At 47.5% G+C, this 1,626-nt stretch carries 4 protein-coding genes; 2 read left to right on the forward strand and 2 right to left on the reverse strand.

Annotated features, from left to right (window positions below):
* Positions 1–388: YoqU family phage-derived protein (locus HX793_RS30625; RefSeq protein WP_178905592.1), on the forward strand; the 388-nt coding region annotated here is incomplete at its 5' end.
* A complete protein-coding gene (locus HX793_RS30630) occupies positions 385–537 on the forward strand; it encodes a DUF4406 domain-containing protein (protein ID WP_256733982.1) in 153 nt (50 codons plus the stop codon). The genes HX793_RS30625 and HX793_RS30630, both read left to right, overlap by 4 nt.
* 121 nt (positions 538–658) lie before the next feature.
* Here HX793_RS30630 and HX793_RS30635 read toward each other — a convergent pair whose 3' ends face one another.
* The gene (locus HX793_RS30635) at positions 659–991 is read right to left on the reverse strand and encodes a hypothetical protein (protein WP_178905593.1); all 333 of its coding nucleotides are present in this window, start codon (positions 989–991) and stop codon (positions 659–661) included.
* Positions 988–1,362, reverse strand: a complete 375-nt coding sequence (locus HX793_RS30640; protein WP_178905594.1) for a DUF6864 domain-containing function — start codon at positions 1,360–1,362, stop codon at positions 988–990. The genes HX793_RS30635 and HX793_RS30640 overlap by 4 nt, the downstream gene beginning before the upstream one ends.
* Positions 1,363–1,626 lie beyond the last annotated feature (264 nt).

The following is a 1,626-nucleotide window of genomic DNA, read 5'->3' on the forward strand; positions in this document are numbered from 1 at the left end:
CTACTTCAGACCATCCCTAAGGGTGATCGCCAACTGCGGCCGGTGCTTCTTTCGTAACAAGGGCGCGGGGCACGATGCATACCTCGCTCTAAATGGCCGCCGAAACATCGTCTGGCTGTTCGATGACTACTCCGGGGCCCGCATCAACGTTACGAGGGAAGGCCAGTGGGACGGCTTCTCGCACGGCGGCACACTGAAGAGCCTGGTCGGGTCTGTCGGTTCGTTCGTGCTCAGCGGGAAGATGATGCGCTACGGGTATTTCCAGCCAACGATGGATAACGGCTTCGAGAATCCATGGGGCTATGGCGACGACATCTTGATTGTTCGAGATGAAGGCGTGCGCCTGGGCTTGATCCGCAAGCCGGAAGAGCAACGGGAGGCAGCATGAAGCGCATCTACCTCAGCGGGCCCATGACCAGCCTGCCCGACCTCAACCTCGCCGCCTTCCAAGCAATGACCACCAACCTGCGCGCCGGCGGCCACACCGTCACCAACCCCGCCGAACTTAACCCCGACGGCGGCACTTGGAACGACTGAATGCGCCGCGACATTGCCGCCTTGATGGACTGCGACAGCGTGGACACCCTGCCCGGCCGCTGGCACAAAAAATGAGCCCTTGGAAGTCCTAATCGTCGAAAGATTGAACTCACAATAAACCCTACCGTCCCTTCCCGAAAGAATACCCCAAAGCCAATGTTATAATTGGTAAAAATATAGACCACACTCCCTTGACCATTTCAACAATTTCAGCAGCAGTCATCTCTGGAGGAGCAAACGTTCTAATATAAATTGCACCACAGGTTACCGACCCAATCACAAAACTCCAAAATATCGTTATATATATAAATGTATCTTTAGCATACTCTCCCGAACCAATTTGTTTAGTAATCAAGCCTTCAACTTGATGAGTAGCGTGCGAAGTTGTGTTTTCAATTTTCGTTTTTGGTTGCTCACCAACATCGCCACTTTGCGGGCTAGCATTATCTATCATGCTACCTCCTCAACCCAAACGTGGTAATCAAACCTTCGAGCGCCTACAACTGCACCTCCGTGCAACTCGGAAAAGTAAGTTAAATATATCTGCCACTTTCCAGCTTTAGCCACTTTAAATGGCGTATAAATAAACTCTCCTTTTTTGCTATTATGATTGTACAGATTTACATACAACTTCCCATCTATGACCTCAACTTGATATCTAGACTTCTCATTTTCGGAATCGTCTAGGTATCGAACAACGCAGGACCACTCATCAAGGAATATTTCAAACTCAGGATTTTCACCAGTCATAGAAACTGACTGGCTACTTACCATATATTTTGTCCCGACCTTAGTTTTTACAACTGGCACAAACATATCTTTCATAATCAACCCCATATAAAACTTTGTCACAGCACTGACGTGCAGATCACGTCAACACAAATCGACACTAGTCATTAAATACTACCGTCAACCCTTGCGCTAACAGTGGAAAACATAAGAACAACTCAAACATCTCCCACTAGCAAATCTTCCAAGCTATTACTTTGCCACCCAATAAAAATATCACATATTTATTAGAAATCTCTATAAGAACCTATAACCAGAAAAAACGCTGTTCTACCACGTTAAGGATGGTCTGAAGTAGCC

It is taken from the genome of Pseudomonas reactans (assembly GCF_013387025.1).
Taxonomy (GTDB): domain Bacteria; phylum Pseudomonadota; class Gammaproteobacteria; order Pseudomonadales; family Pseudomonadaceae; genus Aquipseudomonas; species Aquipseudomonas reactans.